The organism is Nocardioides sp. CPCC 206348 (assembly GCF_048654705.1).
Taxonomy (GTDB): Bacteria; Actinomycetota; Actinomycetes; order Propionibacteriales; family Nocardioidaceae; genus Nocardioides.
This window is the reverse complement of the sequence record NZ_JBMCZA010000199.1, coordinates 10,597-18,794: the sequence shown is the minus strand read 5'-3', so window position 1 is coordinate 18,794 and position 8,198 is coordinate 10,597. Positions and strand designations below refer to the sequence as shown.

The 8,198-nt window shown below is 72.9% G+C and carries 9 protein-coding genes; 7 read left to right on the top strand and 2 right to left on the bottom strand.

The genetic code is table 11. From position 1 onward, the window contains the following. Positions 1-216: 216 nt before the first annotated feature. Together ACOADB_RS19315 and ACOADB_RS19310 are read left to right on the top strand one after the other, a co-directional pair. Positions 217-528 (top strand): hypothetical protein, encoded by a 312-nt coding sequence (locus tag ACOADB_RS19315; protein WP_378602148.1) that lies wholly within the window; start codon positions 217-219, stop codon positions 526-528. A 10-nt stretch (positions 529-538) separates the two neighbouring features. Further along, positions 539-1,231, top strand: a complete 693-nt coding sequence (locus tag ACOADB_RS19310; protein ID WP_378602145.1) for a CPBP family intramembrane glutamic endopeptidase — start codon at positions 539-541, stop codon at positions 1,229-1,231. On the opposite strand, the gene ACOADB_RS19305 is transcribed toward ACOADB_RS19310, so the two are convergent. Both ACOADB_RS19305 and ACOADB_RS19300 read right to left on the bottom strand, forming a co-directional pair. Continuing rightward, positions 1,232-2,143: an NAD(P)H-binding protein gene (locus tag ACOADB_RS19305; protein WP_378602142.1), complete on the bottom strand. Its 912-nt coding sequence runs from the start codon at positions 2,141-2,143 to the stop codon at positions 1,232-1,234. Between the two features lie 36 nt (positions 2,144-2,179). Further along, the gene (locus tag ACOADB_RS19300; RefSeq protein WP_378602139.1) at positions 2,180-3,199 is read right to left on the bottom strand and encodes a hypothetical protein; all 1,020 of its coding nucleotides are present in this window, start codon (positions 3,197-3,199) and stop codon (positions 2,180-2,182) included. A gap of 162 nt (positions 3,200-3,361) precedes the next feature. Here ACOADB_RS19300 and ACOADB_RS19295 point away from each other — a divergent pair, with 162 nt between their 5' ends. The 5 genes from ACOADB_RS19295 to ACOADB_RS19275 form a co-directional block, all read left to right on the top strand. Next, positions 3,362-4,123 carry an ABC transporter ATP-binding protein gene (locus tag ACOADB_RS19295; RefSeq protein ID WP_378602136.1) on the top strand — a complete coding sequence of 254 codons (762 nt, stop codon included), beginning with the start codon at positions 3,362-3,364 and terminating at the stop codon, positions 4,121-4,123. Further along, positions 4,120-5,469 (top strand): FtsX-like permease family protein, encoded by a 1,350-nt coding sequence (locus ACOADB_RS19290; RefSeq protein ID WP_378602133.1) that lies wholly within the window; start codon positions 4,120-4,122, stop codon positions 5,467-5,469. The genes ACOADB_RS19295 and ACOADB_RS19290 overlap by 4 nt, the downstream gene beginning before the upstream one ends. Positions 5,470-5,483: 14 nt before the next feature. Beyond that, positions 5,484-6,713 carry a sensor histidine kinase gene (locus ACOADB_RS19285; protein ID WP_378602130.1) on the top strand — a complete coding sequence of 410 codons (1,230 nt, stop codon included), beginning with the start codon at positions 5,484-5,486 and terminating at the stop codon, positions 6,711-6,713. Between the two features lie 14 nt (positions 6,714-6,727). Continuing rightward, a complete protein-coding gene (locus tag ACOADB_RS19280) occupies positions 6,728-7,369 on the top strand; it encodes a response regulator (RefSeq protein ID WP_378602151.1) in 642 nt (213 codons plus the stop codon). A gap of 46 nt (positions 7,370-7,415) precedes the next feature. Continuing rightward, positions 7,416-8,198, top strand: a 783-nt coding sequence (locus ACOADB_RS19275) for an NTP transferase domain-containing protein (RefSeq protein WP_378602127.1), incomplete at its 3' end; no start/stop codon positions are given.

The window sequence follows — 8,198 nt, the reverse complement described above, 5'->3', positions numbered from 1 at the left end:
CGTGCCTGCTCGGCCTGCGCGCCGAGGACCACGGTGCGTTCGGGGCAACCGCCGTCAGCGAGCACCGTGAGCGCCCGAACCAGCCAGTCGTCGACGAGTGCCTTGGGGGCGCCGTACCGGCTTCCGGCACCGGCGGCGAGCAGGAGTCCGTGGACGGTCACCGGGCCAGCGTGCCAGCGATGCGTGCCAGGTGACAGGGGGCCCTATCCTCGAGGAATGGCTGAGCTCCCGAATCTCCCGTCACCCGGCACCGTTGTCCTGGTCGCGCGGGTCACTGTCGCGGCCGTGGTCCCGGTCGTGTCCCGGGGCGATCTGAGCGCAGTGCGGCACCTGCCCTTCGTGCTCACGCACCTCGACGACGCCGCGGTCGTCGCTGGTGCGTTGTCCGACCCCGTCGGTGCGGCGGTGCGGGCTCCGGGTGCGATCGCCCGCACCGGTGTGCGGGGAGTTGTCGGTGCACCGGCCGGCGCGCTGCGGCTCGGCCGTGGTGTCGTGGCGGCGCCCGGTCGCTTCGCCGGCCGACGCTGAGCGTTCAGGCGTGCGCTGGCTTCGCAGCCTGCTGTGGGACGTGGTCCCGCGCGACCACCGCGACACCGACGAACGGCTGCGCCGTCGTCAGGAGGTCAGCGTCGGCGTCGTGGTCGTCGGCGCGGTGATGCTCGCGATCTCGCTGCGCATCGAACCCGGCAGCGGGTGGTTCTACCCGGCCACGTTCGCGATGGCGGGGGTGTGGACGATCGGTGCGTTCGCCTCCGGTCCGCTCCACCTCGGACGCATCGGCGCGTGGCGGGACCGGGAGGCGCTGGTCCGTCCGGTCATCGCGCCGCTGCTCCTGGGGTTCGGCCTGGCCGCAGTCTTCGTGGCGGGTGGCCTGGTCGTGCGCGAGATCCCGGCCCTGGACCGTCAGGTGCGGTCGGTGCTCGAGTTCGCCGACGAGGGGTCGATCCCGCTGCTGGTCCTGGTGACGCTCGTCAACGGAGTGGCCGAGGAGCTGTTCTTCCGGGGCGCGGCCTACGCCGCCGTACCGAGGAGCCCGGTGGTGTGGACCTCGCTGGCCTACGTCGTCGCCACCCTGGCCACGGGCAACGTCATGCTCGCGTTCGCCGCGATCCTGCTCGGTGTCGTGGTGGGCCTGGAGCGTCGGGCCACGGGCGGCATCCTGGCTCCGATCCTGACGCACTGCAGCTGGTCCCTGGCGATGCTGTTCGCACTGCCGTTGCTCTTCGGCTGATCAGATCTCGTCGCCCTCGGCGAGGCGCTCGGACAACGCCTGCTGGACGGCCTCGCGATAACCCATCGGTTCGCCCGGAACGAGCGTGCGGATCCGGTGGTCGGTCACCACGACCTCGGTGCTCATCGAGTCGATGAGGTTGCGCCCGGTGGTGACGTCGACGTCGGTGACCAGCGCCAGCCAGTACGACGACAGCCGGGGCGTCAGGACGGGCACGCGCACGATCGGGACGCGGTGGCCCGAGGCCACCTCCGAGGCGATGGCGAGCATGTCCAGGTAGGTCATCGCATCAGGTCCGCCGATCTCGAAGACCTCGCCGAGCGCGGCGTCGTTGTCGATGACACCGGCGAGGTACCGGACGACGTCGTCGACCGCGATCGGCTGGGTGCGGGTCGAGGTCCACCGGGGCACGACCATCGCCGGGAGGTTCTTGACCAGCTGGCGGGTCAGCTCCCACGAGATGCCGCCGTGCCCGACCACGATGGCTGCCCGCAGCACCGTGACCGGGACGCCGCCCTCGCCGAGCAGCCCCTCGACCTCGCGCCGCGAGCGCAGGTGGGGGGAGAGGTCGTCGTCGTCGGCGCCGAGGCCGCCCATGTAGACGATCTGGCGGACGCCGGCACGGGCAGCAGCCCGACCGAAGGAGCGTGCGGCAGCTGCGTCGCGCTGCTCGAAGTCTGCGTGGTCGAGCGAGTGCACCAGGTAGACGGCGACGTCGACGCCGTCGAGTGCACGGCCGAGGGATTCGTCGTCGCCGACGTCCGCCCCGACCGGGCGGCCGGCGCCGTCGTAGGCCTCCGGGCGCCGCGTCATCGCGCGCACGTCGACCCCGCGCTCGACCAGTGCGGTGGCGAGCCGGCTCCCGATGAAGCCGGTCGCGCCGGTCACCAGGACGGTCGGATCGTCAGCCATTGCTCGAGCCTACGGACCGCACCCGAGAACGCGTGGTCAGGCGCCGAGGATCTCCGCGACCTCGGGCGAGGCGAAGAACGGCGCGAGCCGGGCGCGGATCAGCCGCTCGGCCTCGCCGGACTCGACCGCCTTCGCCAGCAGGCCGGGCAGCAGCGCCGTGGCCTGGCCGACCAGCTCGTCGCGGGTGAGGCCGAGGTCCTCGACGAGCGTGGACATCGGGTGGTCGCCGTACACGGAGAAGAAGCCGTCGACCAGGGCGTCGGCCAGCGCGAGCACCGGCTCCGAGGCCGCGCCCGCGATCACGATGTCCTGCAGGAGGCCGGCGACGCGGTGGATGTCCTCGCGCTCGCCCACCTCGTGGAGGTTGCGGAGCGGGTGGTCGGCGTACAGGTCGAACACCTGGAGGGCGGCCTCGCGGGCAGCCGGGTCGGACAGGGTCTCGACGAGGAGCTTGTTGAGGCGGCGCATCGCGAAGGTCGCGCCCTTGCCGGCGGTGTCGCCGAGGATGGCCTCGAACTGCTTGTCGGCCGCGCCTGCCACGCCGCGCGCGACGCTGCTGCCGAGCGAGACCAGCGAGCCCACGCCGGGGATCTTCTCGGCGACGGCGCGGTTGGTGGCGAGCACGTCGCCGACGATCCGGGTCACGAAGCGGGCAGCCACGGACGCGGCGAGGGGGCTCTCGGCGACCTTGTCGAGGAACTTCGCGGCGAGGTCGGGGCGCGCGAGCAGCTCCGAGAGCAGGAGGTCGACGTGGTCGCGGTCCAGCACGTCCGCGACGGCGAACGGCGTCGCCGGGCCGTCGTACGCGGTGTCGGCAGCGATGCCGACCACCGTGCTGGCGGCGGCGCTCGCGGGGACCCGCTGCAGCACGAGCCGGATCAGCTCCTTGACGGGCGCGGGGTCGACGAGGTCGGTCACCGACAGGCGCGATCCGGCATCGAGCAGGTCGTCGATGTCCTCGGCGAGGACATCGGCCAGGCCTGCACCGGTGATCCGGGTGAGGAGCCAGGCGACCTGGGCGTCGAGCAAACGGTCGGCGGTGCTCGCAGTGGGCATGCACCGATTGTGACGTGCCGCGGGGGCGGGCCGGCATTCGCCCCCACGTGCCCGGGGTAGGGAAAACCCCACCCCTGCCTGGCGGTTCAGGCCCATCGATCGCGGCGCCGGATGTTCCTAGCGTCGGAGACATCCGATTCCGACGTCCTCCAGGAGCCCCGCATGTCCACACCCAGCAACGTCGCGGCACCGGCCCTCGCCGTGCACGACCTCACCCGCACCTACGGCACCGGCGAAGCCTCGATCGCTGCCCTCGCCGGCATCGACCTCGCCTTCCGGCGGGGCACCTTCACCGCCGTGATGGGCCCTTCGGGGTCCGGCAAGTCCACCCTCCTGGCCTGTGCTGCCGGCCTCGATCGGCCCACGTCGGGGCGCGTCGCCATCGGTGGTGAGGACGTCACGGACTGGGACGAGGAACGGCGCACCCGCCTGCGCCGGGAACGGATCGGCTTCGTGTTCCAGGCCTTCCACCTGATGCCCTACCTGTCCGTGACGCAGAACGTCGGCCTTCCCGCCCGGCTCGCCGGCAAGCGGCCCGACCGGGCGCGGGTCCGCGACCTGATCGAGCGCGTCGGACTCGCGGACCGCTCCCACCACCTGCCGGGCAGCCTCTCGGGCGGCCAGCAGCAACGCGTCGCGATCGCCCGGGCCCTGGTCTGCCAGCCCGACGTCGTCCTCGCCGACGAGCCCACCGGTGCCCTCGACTCGGCCACGGCCCGGCAGATCCTCGGCCTGCTGCGCAGCAGCGTCACCGACTTCGGCCAGACCGTGGTGATGGTGACCCACGACCCCGTCGCGGCGTCGTACGCCGACGAGGTGGTCTTCCTCGTCGACGGCCGGGTCGCGGGGCGGATGACGCGCCCCACCGCCGATGCCGTGGCCGGCCAGATGGCGCACCTCGACGACCTGGTGGTGTCCCGATGAGCGCCACGACCAGTCTTGCCTGGCGCAGCCTGCGCCACCGCCCCCTCGCCGCAACGGCGACCTTCGTCGCGGTCCTGCTCGGGGCCGCCCTCATCGGCTCCTTCGCGACGCTGGTGGAATCCGCGTCCGGCGCGACCGGCACCGACGCCGACACCCTCGTCATCATGGGCGCCGTCGTCGGCGGCTGGGGCGCGATCATCGTGCTCTTCTCGGTGGCCTCCACCGTCGGCATCACCGCGACCCAGCGGGCCGCCGAGATCGGGCTGATCCGCACGATTGGCGCGACGCCCCGCCAGGCCCGCAAGCTGATCGTCCGCGAGACCGCCGTCGTCACGCTGACCGCTGCGGTCGCCGGCGCTGCGGTGGCCCTCGTCTCCGGCCGGTTGCTCTTCGACCTGCTGCAGTCCGGTGGCCTCCTCACCTCCCGCACCGAGTACGACGGAGGGCCGGCCGCGGTCGCCACCGGCGCCGGACTCGTCCTGGTCGCCGCGTGGATCGCGTCCACCGTGGCAGCCCGCAAGGCCACTCGTGGTCCTGCCGGCGTGCTCGTGCAGAGCAGTGCAGCCGAGCAGTCCCGGATGGCGTGGTGGCGGGTGGGGATCGCCCTGCTGCTGCTCGGCTACGGGATCGCGATGGCCGTCATCACCGTCACGGTCACCGCGCACGACGCCGACCCGTACGCGGCGATGTCGACGAGCGGATCGAGCTCGATCCTGGTCGGTGTCGGTCTCGCCGTGCTGGCGCCCGTCCTGCTCCGCTGGTGCGCCACCCCGATCGGCCGCCTCCTCGGTCCGTGGGGTGCGAGCGGGCACCTGGCGTCGTACAACACCGCCCGGAGGGCGCACCTGCTCGCCGGTGTCCTGGCGCCGGTCATCGTCCTGACGTCGGCCGCGGTCGGCACCCTGATGCTCGTCGACATCGACACGCGCTCGTTGCCCGCGGGCACTCCCGACAGCGACACGATCAACCTGCTCAACAACGTGGTGGTCGGGATGATCGCGCTGTTCGCGGCGATCATGGTGGTCAACGCGTTCGTGGCGACGGTCGCCCACCGTCGCGCGGAGCTGCACCGCCTGCACCTGCTCGGCGCGACGACGCGGCAGGTCCGCGGGTCGGTGGTCGCGGAGGCCGCGATCGTGGCGGCCGTCGGAGTCCTGCTGGGAACCGTCGCGTCCCTGGCCACCGTGGTGCCGTTCGCCGTCGCTCGGGACGAAGGGGTCGTGCCGGACGGTGGCCTGTGGCTGCTGCCCGTCGTCGTCGCCGGAGTCGTCGCTGTCACGCTCGGTGCGGCCCGGACGGCAGCACGGGGCGCGGGCAACCCGATGGTGTCGGGGGCAGGGCGATGACACACTTCGAACCAATGGACCTCCTCGCGCCCATCCGCCTCGGGCGGCCGTACGCCGTGACCACCGACGGCATCGTCGACCGGCTCCGCCTGACCCTGGTCTCGGCCGGGTACGCCGCGTCCTTCCTGCCGAGCCTGGCGCTCGCGATCCTCACGCTGCTGTGCCTCGCGCTCGGCCCGGCGCTCGGGATCGGGGTGCTGCTCGCCCAGCTGGTGTTCCCCGCGACGGCCGGCCTGACCGCCGCCCACCGCCGGATCAGCGGTCGGCTGCTCGGCGAGGAGATCGTCGCCGACTACGCCCCGGACCGTGGCACGCCCGTGCTGGTGCGGCCGTTGCGCTGGATGCGGGACCCGGCACGCTGGCGGAACTTCGGCTTCCTGTGGTTCTCCGCCTCGGGCGGGTTCGCGATGTCGCTGCTCCCCGTGGCGTTGCTGACCCTGCCGCTGACCTGGCTCGTCCTCGCGATCACCGCGTCCGGCTGGATCTGGTTGTTCCTTCTCGTGGGCAGCGGCCCGGCCTACGTGGCGTGGTGGTTCGTCACGCCGCCGCTGGTGCAGGCCCGGGCCCGTGCCGAGCGCGGCATGCTCGGCAGCTCCCGCATCGCCGACCTCGAGGAGCGCGTGGAGCGCGTCGAGGAGTCCCGCGCCGAGACCCTCGACCACTCGGCCGCCGAGGTGCGCCGGATCGAGCGCGACCTCCACGACGGTGCGCAGGCCCGGATCGCGTCGGTCGGCATGAACGTCGGTCTCGCCGAGAAGCTGGTCCACACCGACCCGAACGCCGCCGCCGCGTTGTTGCGCGAGGCCCGCGAGACCACGATCGATGCGCTCGAGGACCTGCGCGGCGTGGTGCGCGGCATCCACCCGCCCGTCCTCGCCGACAAGGGCCTGGCCGGCGCGATCGAGGCACTGACCCTTGCGCTGCCGGTCCCGACCTCGGTCGCCATCGAGGTGCCCCGGTTGCCCGCACCCGTCGAGTCCGCGGCCTACTTCGCCGTCGCGGAGTGCCTGGCCAACACGGTCAAGCACGCCCGCGCCGGGCGCGCCTGGGTCACCGGCCGGTACGACGGCGACCGGCTCCGGATCACCGTCGGGGACGACGGACGGGGTGGCGCCGATGCCGCCGGCTCCGGCCTCGCGGGCGTCGCCCGGCGGCTCGACGCCTTCGACGGTGACCTTCGGGTGCTGAGCCCTGCGGGCGGTCCGACCCTCGTCGAGCTGGAGGTCCCGTGCCGGACGAGCTGAGCGACGCAGTGCCGATGCGGGCGGTCCTCGCCGAGGACCAGGCGCTGCTGCGGGTCGGGCTGACCCGGATCCTCGAGTCCGGCGGCATCGAGGTCGTCGAGGCGGTCGACAACGCACCCTCACTCGCCCGGGCGTTGACCCGCGCGGACATCGACATCGCCGTGGTCGACGTACGACTGCCGCCGACGTTCAGCACCGAGGGCCTCGAAGCGGCCACCACCGCACGCGGTGCCCGGCCCGGCCTGCCCGTCCTGGTGCTGAGCCAGTGGGTCGAGCCGCTCTACGCCCGTGACCTGCTGGCCAGCGGAGAGGGTGCCGTCGGGTACCTCCTCAAGGACCGGGTCGCCGACGTGGACGCGTTCCTCGCTGCGGTCCGGCAGGTCGCCAGCGGCGGCACCGTGCTCGACCCCGAGGTCGTCGCCGCGCTGGTGTCGGCCCGCAGCCGGCCGCTCGACCGGCTCACCGATCGCGAGCGCGAGGTGTTGACCCTGATGGCCGAGGGACGCACCAACGCAGCGATCGCCGCCCGCCTCGTCGTCACCGAGAAGGCGATCGGCAAGCACACCAACAACATCTTCGCGAAGCTCGACCTCCCGCCCGCAGCCGACGACAACCGTCGTGTGCTGGCGGTGCTCGCCTGGCTCGACGGGCGCTGAACCGTCGAGGCGCGTTCGTCGGGATCGACCGCCTAGGGTGGCTGTCGTGACCGACCAGCTGACCGTCATCGTCCTCGCCGCCGGCGGGGGCACCCGCATGAAGTCCAAGACCCCGAAGGTGCTGCACCGGATCGGTGGCCGCAGCATGATCGGCCACGTGCTGGCCGCCGTCGGCAGCCTCGAGCCCCACCGCGTGGTCACGGTCGTCGGCCACCAGCGCGAGCTGGTCGCGCCCCACATCACCGAGCTGCTTCCCGAGGCCGTGCTCGCCGTACAGGAGGAGCAGCTCGGCACCGGGCACGCCGTACGGATCGCCCTCGAAGCCCTCGGTGACGTACCGCGTGCCGGCACCGTCCTGATCGCGTACGGCGACACGCCCCTCCTCGAGGGCGCCACGCTCCGTGCGTTCACCGAGTCGCACCGCGGCGCGCAGGCGGCCGTCAGCATCCTCAGCGGCATCGTCGCCGACCCCCACGGCTACGGCCGGATCGTGCGCGACGCGGAGGGCGGCGTCGAGGCGATCGTGGAGGAGAAGGACGCCACCGACGCGCAGCGCGCGATCACCGAGATCAACTCCGGGATCCTCGCGTTCGACGCGGCCTTCCTGCTCGACTGCATCAGCCGCATCGACAACGACAACTCCAAGGGCGAGTACTACCTGACCGACGCGGTCGGCCTCGCCCACCGCGACGGCCTGACGGTGGCGGCCCACGCGGTCGACGACGCGCTGCAGACCGAGGGCGCCAACGACCGGGTCCAGCTCGCCGAGCTCGGCCGCGAGCTCAACCGCCGGATCGTCACCCGCTGGATGGCCTCCGGTGTCACCGTC